17 protein-coding genes, 2 pseudogenes and 1 riboswitch are annotated in these 14,833 nt (G+C 41.1%); of the genes and pseudogenes, 2 read left to right on the forward strand and 17 right to left on the reverse strand.

Annotation, left to right across the window (positions count from 1 at the left end; translation table 11 throughout):
• Window positions 1-508: 508 nt before the first annotated feature.
• The 7 genes and pseudogenes from groL to E4T82_RS09660 all read right to left on the reverse strand — a co-directional run bounded on the left by groL (window position 509) and on the right by E4T82_RS09660 (window position 5,617).
• A complete protein-coding gene (gene groL / locus E4T82_RS09630) occupies window positions 509-2,131 on the reverse strand; it encodes a chaperonin GroEL (RefSeq protein WP_135182622.1) in 1,623 nt (540 codons plus the stop codon).
• A 13-nt stretch (window positions 2,132-2,144) separates the two neighbouring features.
• Window positions 2,145-2,429, reverse strand: coding sequence for a co-chaperone GroES (gene groES, locus E4T82_RS09635; RefSeq protein ID WP_075105323.1), 285 nt, complete (start codon window positions 2,427-2,429; stop codon window positions 2,145-2,147).
• Window positions 2,430-3,236: 807 nt separating this feature from the next.
• Window positions 3,237-3,710: pseudogene (gene tnpA, locus E4T82_RS09640) on the reverse strand (IS200/IS605 family transposase).
• A gap of 206 nt (window positions 3,711-3,916) precedes the next feature.
• Window positions 3,917-4,315 (reverse strand): single-stranded DNA-binding protein, encoded by a 399-nt coding sequence (locus tag E4T82_RS09645; protein ID WP_135182623.1) that lies wholly within the window; start codon window positions 4,313-4,315, stop codon window positions 3,917-3,919.
• Between the two features lie 67 nt (window positions 4,316-4,382).
• Window positions 4,383-5,012 carry a YtpR family tRNA-binding protein gene (gene ytpR, locus E4T82_RS09650; RefSeq protein ID WP_135182624.1) on the reverse strand — a complete coding sequence of 210 codons (630 nt, stop codon included), beginning with the start codon at window positions 5,010-5,012 and terminating at the stop codon, window positions 4,383-4,385.
• 3 nt (window positions 5,013-5,015) lie between these two features.
• The gene (locus E4T82_RS09655; protein WP_135182625.1) at window positions 5,016-5,336 is read right to left on the reverse strand and encodes a thioredoxin family protein; all 321 of its coding nucleotides are present in this window, start codon (window positions 5,334-5,336) and stop codon (window positions 5,016-5,018) included.
• On the reverse strand, window positions 5,333-5,617 hold the full coding sequence (locus E4T82_RS09660; protein ID WP_135182626.1) for a DUF4651 domain-containing protein: 285 nt from the start codon (window positions 5,615-5,617) through the stop codon (window positions 5,333-5,335). The genes E4T82_RS09655 and E4T82_RS09660 overlap by 4 nt, the downstream gene beginning before the upstream one ends.
• 52 nt (window positions 5,618-5,669) lie before the next feature.
• Here E4T82_RS09660 and pepA point away from each other — a divergent pair, with 52 nt between their 5' ends.
• Window positions 5,670-6,743 (forward strand): glutamyl aminopeptidase, encoded by a 1,074-nt coding sequence (gene pepA, locus E4T82_RS09665; RefSeq protein ID WP_135182627.1) that lies wholly within the window; start codon window positions 5,670-5,672, stop codon window positions 6,741-6,743.
• A gap of 61 nt (window positions 6,744-6,804) precedes the next feature.
• On the opposite strand, the gene E4T82_RS09670 is transcribed toward pepA, so the two are convergent.
• Window positions 6,805-7,368, reverse strand: a complete 564-nt coding sequence (locus E4T82_RS09670) for a folate family ECF transporter S component (RefSeq protein ID WP_209304580.1) — start codon at window positions 7,366-7,368, stop codon at window positions 6,805-6,807.
• 37 nt (window positions 7,369-7,405) lie between these two features.
• Window positions 7,406-7,495: riboswitch (THF riboswitch) on the reverse strand.
• Between the two features lie 401 nt (window positions 7,496-7,896).
• On the opposite strand from E4T82_RS09670, the gene E4T82_RS09675 reads away from it, so the two are divergent.
• The gene (locus E4T82_RS09675) at window positions 7,897-8,094 is read left to right on the forward strand and encodes a hypothetical protein (protein WP_135182628.1); all 198 of its coding nucleotides are present in this window, start codon (window positions 7,897-7,899) and stop codon (window positions 8,092-8,094) included.
• 788 nt (window positions 8,095-8,882) lie between these two features.
• Here E4T82_RS09675 and E4T82_RS09680 read toward each other — a convergent pair.
• The 9 genes and pseudogenes from E4T82_RS09680 to comGA all read right to left on the reverse strand — a co-directional run bounded on the left by E4T82_RS09680 (window position 8,883) and on the right by comGA (window position 14,794).
• The gene (locus E4T82_RS09680; protein ID WP_135182629.1) at window positions 8,883-10,073 is read right to left on the reverse strand and encodes an acetate kinase; all 1,191 of its coding nucleotides are present in this window, start codon (window positions 10,071-10,073) and stop codon (window positions 8,883-8,885) included.
• A gap of 49 nt (window positions 10,074-10,122) precedes the next feature.
• Entirely contained in the window at window positions 10,123-11,076 is a 954-nt protein-coding gene (locus E4T82_RS09685; protein ID WP_135182630.1) for a class I SAM-dependent methyltransferase, read from the reverse strand.
• Window positions 11,077-11,098: 22 nt separating this feature from the next.
• Window positions 11,099-11,494 carry a competence type IV pilus minor pilin ComGG gene (gene comGG, locus E4T82_RS09690; RefSeq protein WP_135182631.1) on the reverse strand — a complete coding sequence of 132 codons (396 nt, stop codon included), beginning with the start codon at window positions 11,492-11,494 and terminating at the stop codon, window positions 11,099-11,101.
• Window positions 11,495-11,504: 10 nt separating this feature from the next.
• Complete coding sequence (gene comGF, locus E4T82_RS09695; RefSeq protein ID WP_135182632.1) at window positions 11,505-11,939, reverse strand: competence type IV pilus minor pilin ComGF; 435 nt, start codon at window positions 11,937-11,939, stop codon at window positions 11,505-11,507.
• Entirely contained in the window at window positions 11,926-12,219 is a 294-nt protein-coding gene (gene comGE, locus E4T82_RS09700) for a competence type IV pilus minor pilin ComGE (protein ID WP_135182633.1), read from the reverse strand. The genes comGF and comGE overlap by 14 nt, the downstream gene beginning before the upstream one ends.
• The gene (comGD, locus tag E4T82_RS12545; protein WP_167753610.1) at window positions 12,191-12,619 is read right to left on the reverse strand and encodes a competence type IV pilus minor pilin ComGD; all 429 of its coding nucleotides are present in this window, start codon (window positions 12,617-12,619) and stop codon (window positions 12,191-12,193) included. Before comGD ends, comGE begins: the two co-directional genes overlap by 29 nt.
• The gene (gene comGC / locus E4T82_RS09705) at window positions 12,579-12,893 is read right to left on the reverse strand and encodes a competence type IV pilus major pilin ComGC (protein WP_135182634.1); all 315 of its coding nucleotides are present in this window, start codon (window positions 12,891-12,893) and stop codon (window positions 12,579-12,581) included. The genes comGD and comGC overlap by 41 nt, the downstream gene beginning before the upstream one ends.
• A gap of 1 nt (window position 12,894) precedes the next feature.
• A complete protein-coding gene (gene comGB, locus E4T82_RS09710) occupies window positions 12,895-13,932 on the reverse strand; it encodes a competence type IV pilus assembly protein ComGB (RefSeq protein ID WP_135182656.1) in 1,038 nt (345 codons plus the stop codon).
• Window positions 13,844-14,794, reverse strand: a pseudogene (comGA, locus tag E4T82_RS09715) (competence type IV pilus ATPase ComGA). The gene comGB and the pseudogene comGA overlap by 89 nt, the downstream one beginning before the upstream one ends.
• Between the last annotated feature and the right edge of the window lie 39 nt (window positions 14,795-14,833).

Here is a 14,833-nt window from a genome sequence, read left to right on the forward strand (position 1 = left end):
GGGCTTCTAGTGAAACAAGAAAATCAATCATCGTAGTTATCACTTTCTCTAGTTTACTACTTTGATTGATTTTGTCACTATGTAAATAGTTTTCTGAAAACTATCTTTTCTTCATGCGTTTGACGTGCTGGAACTTCACGACGTATAATTTATCAAAGTAAGTTCCACTTCCCTTTCCAAAGCGGAAGTTAGTCTAAAATGAATGTTTGTGGTGGAATGAAATCTGAGACGCTTGAGTTAGAAATGGGCCTATCATAGCTGACATTATACTAGTTCTAGGAGTTTGTAACTGGAAATATCGTGAATTGAGAAAGGAATAGGACATCGGATGAACGCCAGTTCTATCTGCAGCTCCTTTCCTTATCCTATTCCTTTCTCAATCCACTATACATTTCCAAACAAAAAGAGCAGGACTTTTGTCCCACTCTCCATTCACAAGATAAACACTCGAAAAACGATCCAGTCCTATATGGACTTTTTCAATCCACTCTGGATTTTTAGTGTACTCCTACATCATTCCACCCATCATACTTGGGTCCATTGCTGGAGCTGGAGCAGCTGGTTCTGGTTTGTTTGCGACAACCGCTTCGGTTGTCAAAATGAGGCTTGCAACGCTGGCTGCGTTTTGTAGGGCAGAGCGTGTGACTTTCACAGGATCAATAATTCCTGCTTCAATCATATTGACCCACTCGCCTGTTGCTGCATTGAAACCTGTTCCAACTTCTGAGTTTTTCAAGCGGTCAATCACAATAGAGCCTTCAAAGCCTGCGTTAAGAGCGATTTGACGAACTGGCTCTTCCAAAGCACGAAGGACAATGTTGCGTCCTGTTGCTTCATCGCCTTCCGCCTCAATGCTTGCAACGGCATCCATAACATTGACAAAAGCTGTTCCACCACCTGCGACAATACCTTCCTCAACAGCGGCACGAGTGGCATTGAGAGCATCTTCGATGCGGAGTTTCATTTCTTTCAACTCTGTTTCTGTCGCTGCTCCGACCTTAATCACTGCGACACCGCCTGACAATTTCGCCAAGCGTTCTTGCAATTTCTCACGATCAAATTCTGATGTTGTTGTTTCAATTTGCGCTTTAATGACACCGATGCGATGAGCAATCGCTGCTACATCACCCGCACCTTCAACGATAACCGTTGTATCCTTATTAACACTAACTTTAGAAGCTTGACCAAGCGCTTCAATCGTTGCATCTTTCAATTCAAGACCGAGATCATCTGTAATGACTGTACCACCTGTCAAGATTGCAATATCCTCAAGCATAGCTTTGCGGCGATCCCCAAATCCTGGTGCTTTGACAGCTACAACGTTGAAAGTTCCACGAATTTTGTTCAAGACAAGGGTTGGAAGAGCCTCCCCATCCACATCATCAGCGATAATCAAGAGCGGACGACTGCTTTGGAGAATGCTTTCTAGTAATGGTAAGATTTCTTGGATATTTGAAATCTTTTTATCCGTAATCAAGATATATGGATTGTCAAGCTCTGCTACCATTTTCTCATTGTCTGTTACCATGTATTGAGAAAGGTATCCACGGTCAAACTGCATCCCTTCTACAACATCTAACTCCGTCTCCATACCTTTTGACTCTTCAATCGTAATCACGCCATCTTTGCCGACTTTTTCCATGGCTTCACTGATGTACTCTCCAACTTTTTCGCTGCGTGAGGATACAGCCGCTACTTGGGCAATAGCTTCTTTATTGGCAACAGGCACAGAATTTGCCTTAAGAGCCTCTACCACAGCACGGACCGCCACTTCAATTCCACGACGAATGCCGATCGGATTTGCCCCTGCTGTTACGTTTTTAATGCCTTCACGGACGATAGCTTGAGTCAAAACAGTTGCTGTTGTTGTTCCGTCACCTGCGATGTCATTGGTCTTAGAAGCAACTTCTGACACCAACTTGGCACCCATATTTTCAAAATGGTCTTCCAATTCAATTTCTTTAGCAATCGTCACACCATCATTGGTAATCAATGGTGAGCCAAAAGCTTTTTCAAGCACGACATTACGTCCTTTAGGTCCCAAGGTAACCTTTACTGTATCTGCTAAGATGTCAACTCCTCGCACCATGCTACTACGGGCATCTGATGAAAATTTAATCTCTTTTACCATTTCCTCACTTCCTTTACTCTACAATTGCTAAGATTTCTGATTCACGAACCAGTAATTGTTTTTCGTCACCATCTTTTACTTCAATACCTGCATGGTGTTCAAGTAAAACTTTATCACCAACTTTTACACTAGAAGGCACTAATTCGCCTGTCAATGTGCGGATTCCTTCACCAACAGCAAGCACTTGTGCTGTTTTAGTTGTTTCATGCGCATGCCCAGCAAGAACAAATCCGCCGACTGTCTGCTCTTCCTGTTCTTCTACTTTCACGACCACTCGGTCACTTAATGGCTTTAGCATATTATACCTCCAAAAATACATTCTGTTTTAGCACTCTACATATATGAGCGCTAATCTCTGTTTTCATTATATCATTTGGTCAAAAATAGTCAAGGGGATTTCCTTACCTTTTCAGAAATCAGACCCGAGACCGATAGGTAAACAAGGAACGAGTATTTTATAGTCGTTTAGTCTACTTTTAGTACTCGCTCCAATAGTCTGGGAGACTGTTGGAGATTGGAAATAAAACGAGTGTAACTCGTGTCAACAGCTGCAGGCATAACTGAACTCGGGCTAAAATCTTAGTGAAAAAGATAGGTAGCTGGTCTAGCTTTAGCTAGTTACAACTACGAACGCCTTTAGGGGGACGTTAGCTGTTGCGAACTTTGTTCGCTTACGGATAGGGCTACCTTTAGGTGCAATCTTTCCTAGCACCAATAGTCTACGGATAGACTGTTGGTGGCTAACAAATAGGACAAACGAAGTTTATGACTTTTGGGTATAGTATACCTTTGAAGATAGGCTGAAAACCTCCACTGGAGCTTTTCACTCGTCAAGATTCCTATTTTCATACAGATTTTTATACACCCTCGTATCTTAATGTACTGGGATACGGCAAAGCGAGTTCCAATAATCCAGTAGATTATTGGAAGTGGAAATCAAGAAACAAAGTTTCCTCAACTCCCGAAGTAATCATGGCCACCCGTGAAAACAGGTGGCTTGTACACCGGCTATAAGCCGTTTCCCTCCAGCGGCGTCTAAAGACGCTCGCTGAACTTCGTTCAGGTTAGCTTCTATTACTTGACTAATGCCCGTAACAACGGGCTTTTATCTTGTTCTAAAACCTCCATCTGAAAATGGATCTTCATACTCTTTAACACTCAACTTATCAAGAGCAATGTCTGTCTTTTCCTACTCGCGGATATACTTCGCAACAGTCTTTTCGTTTAATCCTACCGTACTGACGTAATACCCTCTTGCCCAAAACTTGCGATTTCCATACTTATATTTTAAATTCGCATGTTTATCGAATATCATTAAGGCACTTTTACTTTTAAGGTATCCCATAAAATCAGAAATCGAAAGTTTTTGGGGAATGAGAACTAACATATGAACACGATCAGCCATCACATGTCCTTCAATAATTTCAACTCCTTTATATTGGCATAGATGACGGAAAATCTCGATTAAATCCTGTCTAATTTTGTAGTATATGGCTTTTCTTCGGTACTTAGGCGTGAAAACAATATGATATTTGCACATCCATTTGGTGTGTGATAAACTATAACTGGTTTTTGTCATTTCTTTTCCCTCCTTTGTTTTGTCTAACCTGAACAATTAGATTATATCAGGAAAAAGAAATGGAGGCTCAAAGCCTTATCTGCCACCAGCATAGCTGGTGGTTTTCTTGTTTTTCTCTTCGAGAAAAACTAGCTCGAAGCCATAATAAAAGTTAAACTAAATGAGTATAAAAGATAAACTAAATGACGATAGAACAATACACCTCTCTAGAACGGTAGCTCTTCTCCATCTTCTAAGACCAAATCTGCAAGGTCTTCTCCTATGTTGTTCTCTCGCATGGCACGTTGGGCACGGCTTTCTAGCAATTGAAAAGACTGACCAAGAACTTCTATCACGTATTGATTTTGACCATTTTTTTCGTATTTCCGCGTACGCAACTCGCCATCAATGGAAAGCAAACTTCCTTTTCCACCATAGGATGCTAAAGTTTCCGCTAATTTTCCCCAAAAGACAGCTGTAATGAAATCAGCCTCGCGGTCACCATTTTCAGTTTTAAATCGCCGATTGACGGCTACCGTGATGCGAGTGAGCTGTTTTCCACTTGTTGTCTGGTTTACTTCCGGTTTGGCCGTCAAACGACCAATCAAAATGACTTTATTATACATTTTTTATCCTCCTACTTCTCTATTCGAAAAAAAATAAAAAAGCTGGCCGAACCAACTTTTTTATTTTTTATGATACTTGCCAATGTTTTACGGGATCAAAAGGTGTCCCAGTCACCTCACTTGAATCCAACTCAATAATACCACGTTTTTGTGGCGCATTTGGCAGCTGCAACTCACGAGGACTACACATCATACCAAAACTCTTTTCGCCACGTAACTCGCCTGGGAAAATCAAGCTACCGTTTGGCATCATGGCGCCTGGAAGTGCAACAATGGTCTTCAAGCCCAAAGCCACATTTGGCGCACCTGCAACAATTTGAACGAGCTTGTCTTCTGCTATTTTAACCTGGCATATATGCAAGTGGTCACTGTCTGGATGAACAACTATCTCGACAATTTCTCCAACGACAAATTTCGGCTCATTATCGTTAACCAAACTTTCTGCAAAGCCTTCTTTTTGCAATTCTTGATTAAGAACTGCCACCTCTTCGTCTCTTAAGAAGACCTGACCGCGTCCTGCAATATCAATCAGGTTAGACACTTGAAAAATATTCCATGCAACGGTTTCTTGATTGTCTAGCTGAAAGACACGGGCTACATTACTCTTGCGCTCAACATCTAGCTTTTTATCCTTGCTATCTGAAACAATCACCATGAGGACATCGCCAACATGTTCCTTATTATATGTAAAAATCATCTTTTATCCTCTCACACTTGCTAAAAATTCATTGATATCCTGCTTGGTCTTGCGATCACGATTGACAAAGCGACCGATTTCCTTGCCTTTTTCAAGCACGACTAGACTTGGAATTCCAAATACATTCCACTCCTGAGCCACTTCCAGATGCTCATCACGGTCTACCAAGACAAATTGAAAATCCTGATTATCCGCTTCAATCTCTGGCAAAAATGGTTTGATAAAACGGCAATCTCCGCACCATTCTGCTGAAAAGAAAAGGACTTGTTTTCCTTCTTGTTCTGCTAAATTGGCTAATTCTTCAAGATTCTTTGGAATAATCATGCCAACTCCTCCTCATACCAAATGGCACTAGCTTCGTTTTCGAACAAATAGACCCGCTCGTCCTCCATGATGACACCGCCCACTAGACGCTCCTTACTGGACGCCGTTTCATCAATAAAGACCGTGGCAATCTCTCCGTATTCCGCAAAAAACGCCCGCACTTGCTGAAGGGCCTTGGCTTTTTTTCGCTCCTCATACACTGTCATCGCAAATCGCGCACTAGCTGCGAGGACACCTGCTCCAACTACACCTGCTAGTAAGGCTACTTTTTTCTTCTTCATAACCAACATTTTACCATAATTCATGTTAAAATAGTAGCTAGGAGGATCAATTATGCCATATTCGAATTTATTTGAAAAAATCAAAGAAGTTACCGAACTACAAGGTATTGCCGGCTTCGAACACGATGTCCGCGACCATATTCGCCGTAAAATCACTCCACATGTGGATCGGATTGAAACCGATGGCCTGGGAGGAATCTTCGGTATCAAGGATACTAGCCAGGAAAATGCACCTCGCATCATGGTTGCTTCCCACATGGATGAAGTTGGATTTATGATTAGCCAAATAAAGGCAGACGGAACTTTCCGAGTGGTTGAAATCGGGGGGTGGAATCCACTGGTGGTATCTAGTCAAGCCTTCATTCTCCACTTGCAAGACGGTCGTCAAATCCCCGCCGTTTCAGGCTCTATGCCTCCTCACCTCTCTCGTGGCAGCAATGGAAACGCTGGACTTCCTGCTATCGGTGATGTGATTTTTGATGCTGGATTTGCTTCCAAAGAAGAAGCTGAGGCCTTCGGTGTTCGTCCCGGTGATATCCTCATTCCGAAAAACGAAACCATCCTGACTGCAAACGGTCAAAATGTGATTTCAAAAGCGTGGGACAATCGCTTTGGAGTTCTCATGGTGACTGAATTACTTGAAAATCTATCAAGTACATCACTACCAAATCAACTGATTGCAGGGGCCAACGTCCAAGAAGAAGTCGGTTTGCGCGGTGCGCACGCTTCTACGACCAAGTTCAATCCAGATATTTTCCTTGCAGTGGATTGCTCCCCTGCCGGTGACATCTTTGGAGAGCAAGGCAATATCGGAGACGGTACGCTCTTACGCTTTTACGACCCAGGCCATATCATGTTGAAAAATATGAAGGATTTCTTACTGACAACCGCAGAAGAAGCTGGCATCAAATTCCAATACTATTGCGCAAAAGGCGGAACCGATGCAGGGGCTGCTCACATGAAAAATCATGGTATCCCGTCTACTACAATCGGAGTTTGTGCGCGTTACATCCATTCACATCAAACACTCTACAATATGGATGATTTCTTACAAGCACAAGCCTTCCTACAAGCAATTGTTAAAAAACTCGATCGTTCAACCTTTGAGTTAATCAAATCATACTAATAGTTACAGGTCAGGGATAGGACATAAAAAAGCAACAATGGGATGAATTGTTGCTTTTTTCTTATTTTTTAATACCCATTAGCTTGCAAACTTCTGGGATTCTCTGTAGCTGTGGCAAGAGAAGCATGGTCACAACTACTCTAAATGGAATTTCTAAAATTTTAAAAATACGCCCTTGAGCAAAGAATTGAACCGCAACAGGGACATGTTGGTAAATCTGGTTGAGAATAGGGGTTAAAAAGAAGGTTCCAATTCCCATAATCACAGCGGTCGCTACCAATACATAGAGCCAATCCTTTTTACAATGAATGTCTATTGTTTTCCCGTAATAGAAGTAACCGTATAGAAAACCTTGTACCGCCTCTAGTAGGGTAAACCAAATAATAAATGGATAGCCTGAGTTTAGAGCAGTCAGCACATCATTCACCACAAATACAATGATTGCAATCCATGGTCCTGCTAACATTCCAATAAGCGTATTGGCAATAAATGACAGACTGACTTTTAGTGTCTGGGGAATAAGCCAAAATGAAAAGTATTGCCCCAAGATATAACGAATAGCGATTAACATCGCTAAGACAACCAGTAACTGAACTCCTAATTTAGGAGATTTTTTTGAAAACATATTCTGCTCCTTTATCAATTGGAGCTGTCGGTTCATCGACAGCGGATGCAATGGTTTACCGCGCTTTCGCTTCGTTGTATGGCAACATCCCATCCATACACACTTAACGCAAACCACCTACTCTGTGCAAATCAACTTTGCTTTTTTATTCTACCATATCTACATGAATTTGACTAGAGTATTTCCGCATGTTTTTCCGCATGCTTACAGGAAATTGTCAGAAGAAAATGGTTAGATTAAAGTTTTAATTTTTGATGAGTATTAGCTAGAATTTAACTAGCACAACGGGTACATATTAGTTTTTGGTTTTTGTTAAGTATAAAACACCTAACTTATTTGTTATAACATAAATATTTTAATAAAAAAGACTTGTTTTTTTCAAATAACAAGTATACAATGAAACTGAAAGAAACTTTAAGAATAGCTTATTAGAAAGGACATTGAATAAAATCAAGCTATTAGAGAACTTGCCGTATTTTTCACATTTAGTTTTTAAGCTTAGGAAGGGGCAGAGACTATGAAAAAATTATGAAAGGCATTGTTTTTCTATCATTGTTATCTATCTTTATTAACATTACCTTACCTGTGTTTGTATCAACAGCAAGAGCAGATGAGGTAACAACAGTAGAACTTTCCGAGATTGAAAGTGAAATGGTTTCTAGCAATGAAGAATTGCCAAAAAGAAGAAATAAGCGTGGAGCATTCGCTATCTTTTTGCAGGTATAGTTGTTGATGGAACAATAAAGTATACAACTGGAAAAGCTCCATCTGACTGGGTTGCTTGGGGACTAGGCAGGGTTCACAGTTATATTTTACAACAAGTGAGAAATGGAGCTAAGTTATAGTTCCGCAAAGTGGGCCACTTACTTGTCCATGAGTTGTTATAGATTATTCAGGTAGGTGTCAATAAATGAAATGGAAGAATAAAAAAATGCTATTATTTACTTTAGGTCTCCTTATCGGTTTGTTCGTTCTCCCTCTCTTTAGAGGATATATCGTTTCATTCCTAGAGTTTCTATTTGGTTCTATTTGGTTCGTAAATTCATTTGACTTATAGAGAATTCATAGGATGAGCGGAGTAACTCATAAAAAACTCAAGGTCTCTGGCAGGAACTGTATTCCTGCCTCTTTTTTGAATGTTTCAGTCTTTTGGTCTGCTTTTAATACTCTCTCCAATAATCTAGAGGATAGACTACTTTTAGTTGTTCGATAGCACAAACTTAATTGATGACTTTTTTGACCAATTTTATTTTGTAAAAAAGAACCAAACCGACTGTCCTGGTTCTACTTTATACTCAAAGAAAATCAAAAATAGACAACCTTCCACAATTGAGAATTGTGGAAGGTTGGAAATAGGGCTAGCAAAACTAGCCCCCCTGCAATCGAAGATAGAGCTGGAGTGCATCAAGATAAGCTGACAAAGTAACCTTTTGATTTTCAAAGAGTATTAGTGGGGCTATTTTATTTTAGCAAAGGAGACAGAGACAAGAATTGACTCCTGACAGGTTCTAACCTTATTTTTTCAAGCGTTCTACATCACGCGCAATAACGAGTTCTTCATCTGTTGGAATCACCAAAACTTTAACCTTAGAGTCAGGTGTTGAAATGTCCCCTTCTGCTCCAAAGACATTCTTTTCAGGGTCTAATGCCATACCAAACCAAGACAAGCCTTTCACCACCGCTTCACGGACTGCTACAGAATTTTCACCGATACCAGCTGTGAAGATGAGGGCGTCTGCTCCATTCAGTACTGCAAAGTATTGTCCAATGAATTTTTGAAGGCGATTGATTAACATATCAAAAGCGAGGGTACATTTGGCATCGCCAGCTTCACGACCAGCTTCTACCTCACGCATATCACTTGAGACTTCTGCAATTCCCAAGATACCAGACTGCTTGTTCAAGATACTCACAACATCCGCAGCATCTTTCAGGTCTGCAACATTTTCGATAAGATAAGGGATAATCGCAGGGTCAATATCTCCAGAACGAGTTCCCATCATTGGACCAGCTAGCGGAGTGAAGCCCATTGAAGTATCAACTGATTTTCCACCATCAATAGCGGTGATAGAAATACCATTTCCAATATGAGCAGTGATTAATTTCAATTCTTCAACTGGCTTCCCTAGGGCTTTTGCTGCCTCACGGGACACATAATAATGAGAAGTACCATGTGCTCCATATTTGCGGACTTGATTTTCTTCGTAATACTTAGTTGCAATTGGATAACGGTACGCTACTTCTGGCATCGTTGTATGGAATGCTGTGTCAAAAACCGCCACGCTGGTAATATCTGGCAAGATGTTTTTAAAAGCACGAATACCAGCCGCATTCGCTGGATTATGAAGAGGTGCTAGTGCTGACAACTCCTCAATTTTAGCAAGTGCTTCATCGTCAATTAAGACTGAATCTTTGAAAAATTCACCACCAGCTACCACGCGGTGCCCAACACCTGTGATTTCTGAAAAGTCCTCGATAATATGGTGTGCCAATAAATCATCTAATAAAATTTTTACAGCTTGTACATGGTCAGCAATATCGAGTGTCTGGCTGGCAGCATGACCATCAAATTTAACAGTTGAAATCGAATCTTTTAACCCAATTCGCTCAATCAACCCTTTCGCCAATACTTTTTCTTCTGGCATTTGATAGAGTTGCCATTTCAAACTAGAACTACCTGCGTTAATCGCAATTGTTTTTGACATAAGATTCCCCTTTTTAAGCGTTTTCCTAACTAGTATATCAAATTTTCACTTAAATTGCATTATCTTGTTTCCATTTTTTAAAATTCTCTGTAAAAGCCTGTAATTCCTCAGGACTTTGCAGATTCGTTAAGGGATAGACAAAAGTCTCTACTGAAACATTCGTTTGTTTCTGCAACACAAAAATCGTTTTCACCATAGACTGGGCTCCAAATAAAGTTGCAGGTAGGGTTATCACCGCTACCACGCTTGCATGTTCCTTCAACCAGTTTTTTAGCAGAGGACTTTGAGGACTGGTCAACAAATCATTTGGCGCAAGTAAGATAGCATAGCCATCCTGTTTCAAGTATTTCAGGGACTGCTCCATCAACAGATGGTGGGCATAGGTATGTTCATCTGGACTAGCCACTTGGTAGCGTTGAGCAATCCGGTCATCAGGATAATAACCAATTGGCAAATCACCAATAATGATTTGGCTCTCTTTTAAAATTTGCGGACGAACAGCATCTCCTTGTGCAAAGTGAACGCTACTATCCATTACATCTGCAATGCTGGCCGATAAATCAATCAGCAAATCATCCACTTCAATCCCTAAGTAATCAATCTCTTTCTGACTATGATTTAAAATCGTTTGTGCCAAATTACCTGTTCCCGAGCCAATCTCTAAGACCGTCACCTGTTCTTCAGTCACGAGCTGCTCCAGTAAAAATGTCAGGATAAATCCGATACTGTCTGGTGTAAATTGATGATTGTACTGCATCGGCTCTGTCTGATTGGCCTTGATAAAAAGAAATTGGTAGGCACGGCGCCACTCCTCAGCTGTCAGCTGTAATTGCTTCAAGCTAGCAATGTTCGTAGCAACCACTTCATTCTCATGACTTCCCGCCAAATAAGCAGCATTTTGCTCAATCAAGGCATCATAAAAGTTCGTTCCCAGAAGATTCTGGATTGTTTGGACATTTTCTAATAGCAGGTCATAAGCCTGTTCGATCTTTTCAAAGTTCATATTCCTATCATATCAAAAAAGGCTATTTTTCGCTAGATAAAGGAAATGAATAAGAGAAATCATGGCCCTCTGTCGTCGTAACGGTCACAAGGAGCAGATTGTTCTCTGACCGATAGCGCGATTGTCCTTTAGAAAAGCGGATAGCTCCCGCTATCTTAATGCTCTTTGGGACTTTCTTAGGCTTCACATTTCCTCCTTTTAACTCTCCTTCCATCCCCGAAGGCTCCAAAGGAGTTTCTGTCGTTCGGCTCTTTGCTGTTATTTCCTCCCGCGCAATATCAGCTGTCCATTCAGCCATTAAATAGGCCTCAGTACTTTCGTAATTAGCCGAAGCAACTCGTGCTTCTAACAATTGAGCATGTAAATAAAACTGCAACAATAAACTAAAAATAGCGACCATAAGCAAGGCATATACCATCATTCCTCCCCTACACTTTTTCTTCAAAACGATAAACAAAACTTCTCTCCCAACCATTTTCAAAAGTAATATCAATCTGAACAAAAGTTTTTTCTCGGTAGATTTTAGCAGACGCAACCTGATATAACATAGGCTGATAGCCTTGACCCTTGTCGCTCGTCTTACGAAAATCATCCGCCTTTGATTTACCAAAAGATAGTTGTTGACCAGATTTGTCGACATACAGATGGTCATTTTCTACTTTAACTAGACGCACGTCGGCTAATTCATACCGCAATTGGTCCGCAAAGACCAGCCACTTCTTTTCCAAGCTGGTATCCTGATAAGTAATTTCATGATGAACAAGCTTGGCCAAGCCATCAAATACGAGTAGACCGCCTGAAATAACTAGCAAGGCTAAAAGGCACTCCAAGAGCGTAAAAGCCGCCACCTTACTCTTTTTCAATATTCAAAACCTCCTCACCTTGATAGTAGACACGAATATAACGGCTACCTCGCTGAACTGTTACGACATTGCCATTCAGAGCAAGGCGTTCTTGCCTTGACTGGATGGCCATCTTGGCTAACAACAAGACCTCTTGTTTTTGCCACTGCTTTTCTTGCCACCTTCTGCTATGAAGCACCCCTGTCAGGAGCAGACTGGTAATCATTGCAAAGACAGCTAATGCGACCAAACTTTCTAATAAAATATAGGCTTTATTTTTCTGTTTTTTTATAGTTCCCACTCCCTAAATATAATTGATAGCTGATTTTCTTCTCTGTTGTTAAAAATTCAATTTTTACTAAAGAGGAATTTCCGCCATGATGGTCAACCAGGATTTGTTGTTCCTGCCGAAGCTGCACGGTAGAGGGTAATTTCAATCGTTCATACCCATTTGAAATCGTAGATGCCGTACAATCAAGGACCACTGGCCTATGAGAAGATATAGCTAGCTGTTGGCTCGTCTTATACATCCTTTCAAATTCAAGAAAAAACACTTGCTCTTCTACACCTGTAAATATCCTATGAACCGAGCTAGATAGTAGAATGGTCACAAAACTAATCATAAACAAGGTTACCAAGCTTTCCAACAAGGTATAGGCTCTAAGGCTTGACTGTACGAGACTGGTTTGTATTTTTCGCATAGTATTCATTATAGGCTTGCGCCTGCGCTTCCGTAATCGCTCCCGTCTCCACCAGCCGAGACAGGCTTGCTTCTCCTTCGTTTTGTAATTCATACAATTCAGCTTGTCCTTCAACAACCTTCACAACCACTGCATTTCCTGTCTGCTTAGCATTTTCTTTTTGCTTGCTTAAATTTGGGACAAACAAGAGTAAAAGAATACTGATGATGAGTAGGACAATGAGCATTTCTATTAATGTAAAACCTTTTACTGTTATCTTTTTCAATTTTTTCATTTTAAACCTCCAGATTTTGATAAATTGGCAATATCATCGCTACATAAATTAAGACGACGATGACAGCTACAAACAGAAACACCATCGGTTGAATCAACTGCATGGCAGCATTTAACTTGGCAAAAAACTCCTCCCAACACTCGTTCGCATACAACCGTAGTTCATATCCCAGCTTGTCTTTGACTTGGCCATATTCAATCATGAGACTCAACTCCTTCTTGAAAAAAGGATAGTGTTTTATATGTTCTTCAAAGGCAACACCCCTTTCTAAAGCCAAACCCAGCTCCCTTCCAATCCTGCGAAACAAATCTGACTGCTGATGTTGCATCAAATCAACAATTTGAGTCATTTCAAGACCTTGACCGATGAGATTCCCCCATTCACGCGCATAATAGGCCGTCAGATACAACTGAAGCAATCTCCCTAAGAAGGGCAAGCGCACCAACAAGCTGAATATCTTTATCTTCTCAGACCTCCGATACCAATAGCTCAAAAGGACTGCTAAAACAAGGCCAATAACAACCGACACTAAAAAGACAAGCGGAAGAAAACCAATCATTGTTGTTGCGCCGTTTCCCGTCTCTAATTGGGGTAAGAGATAGCTTTTTAAGCCTATCATGATTCCAAGCAAAAATAGCAATAAGATAGCCGGATAGGTCGCTACCTCAACCAGCTTCTTCCGCACTTTTACAAGATTTCCCAAATAATCTTGAATATGGGTCAAACTCAACTCCAGATTACCATGCACTTCTGCCAGGGCTATCTGAGTTACAACTGCATCTGAAAATTGTAAATCTGAAAGAAGAACTGCAAAAGATTTCCCTGCCAACAAGCCCTGATATAAAAGACTAGTATAACTATCTGCCAACAATTGGCTCCTTTTTAGAAAATCAACAATTTCTACTAGATGAAAGCCGCTTGTCAGCAGGTTGGTAAATAATTCAATTATTTTACGTTGACGAACCAAGGACAATTTTTTCGGCCTGCGCCTGACGAGCACTGATATGTCCTGTCGCAAAAAGCTGGTCAATCTGCTCATTCCACCGCGCTGGCGAATAGGTTTGGTAAGCTTTCGTTGCCACATCTACGATTCCTCCTCCTCCGATTAAACGTTGATACATAATCCCCCGCAAGGCATGATGCAGTTCATCAGGACTCACTCCCAGCTCCAACATGCGGGCATAGACACCTGAAATACTCTTGCCATGAACAGTTGAAAAAATCGTTACCCCTGTCAAGCTAGCACGAATGACCGCCCGCGCTGTTTCTGTATCCCTGATTTCTCCAATAATCAGCAAGTCTGGCCGATGCCGTAAAGACAGCTTGATTAGATTGTCATAGGTCAAGCCAATGGCTTCATTGAGCTGTAATTGTAGCATCTCATCTCGCTTCATTTCTACCGGATCTTCAATGGTGACAATCTGCTGGTCGGCAAATTTCAGCCCTGCCAAATGATACATCAGAGTGGTCTTACCAGAACCAACCGGACCCGAAAATAGATACAAGCCCCGCCCTTTTATCGCCTCCTGCACATGCTCCAACGCATCAAACCAGAAATGGAGTTTCTCTTCTTGATCATACAAAAGACGAATCACTAGACTTTATTTCCCACGGTAATCCCCAACCGTCGACAACCTTAATGACACAGTTCCATCGCTATAGTCATAATCACCGGCTCCTTGCTGGCTACGCCGCTTTTCACCAACGTTCATACCTGCCACAAATTTAAAATGACTAATCACTGCCGAATAGGTCGCCTCATCCAACTCACTGACTAGCTTCCTCGCATCTAAAATGCGCTCATAGACTTGGTAAGTGACTTCTTTAGGCAGTAAATAAAGATCGCTGACCCGTTTTTCTACTGCCTTTCGAATCATTTCTTGTGCTATTTTTTGAACCATATCTCCTCCTCACTTTCTTTATTCGTAAATGATTCTCTT

Origin of the sequence: Streptococcus cuniculi (assembly GCF_004570575.1) — a bacterium.
Classification (GTDB): Bacteria; Bacillota; Bacilli; order Lactobacillales; family Streptococcaceae; genus Streptococcus; species Streptococcus cuniculi_A.